The following is a 389-nucleotide window of genomic DNA, read 5'->3' on the forward strand; positions in this document are numbered from 1 at the left end:
GGTTTTCTGCTGTCGAATATCTGTTTCCTTACGACTTCAAGCCGGAGGATATCCGCGAACGGCTCACCCGCAACGGCTTGACGCAGGCGCTGTTCAACATGCCGCCGGGTGACTGGGCTGCCGGCGAGCGCGGGATGGCGTCGCTGCCGGGCCGCTTCGATGATGTCGCCGAAGGCGTGACCCGCGCGCTCGTCTATGCCGAGGCCACAGGCGTGAAGAACATCCACCTGATGGCCGGCCTTGCCGACCGCAACGACCCGCAGGCTGAGCTCGATTATCGTCGTGCGGTGGAACATGCCGCCAATCGGCTCGCCGAAAAAGGGCTCAATCTCCTGTTGGAACCCATCAACGGGCGCAACATGCCCGGCTATTTCCTCAATGATTTCCAT

Annotated in this window: 1 protein-coding gene; it reads left to right on the top strand. The window is 61.7% G+C overall.

The features are described from left to right. The coding region (locus tag AC1D0P_RS31370) for a TIM barrel protein (protein WP_477680294.1) at positions 1–389 on the top strand (389 nt) is incomplete at both ends.

Source organism: Polaromonas sp. P1_G2 (assembly GCF_056405515.1).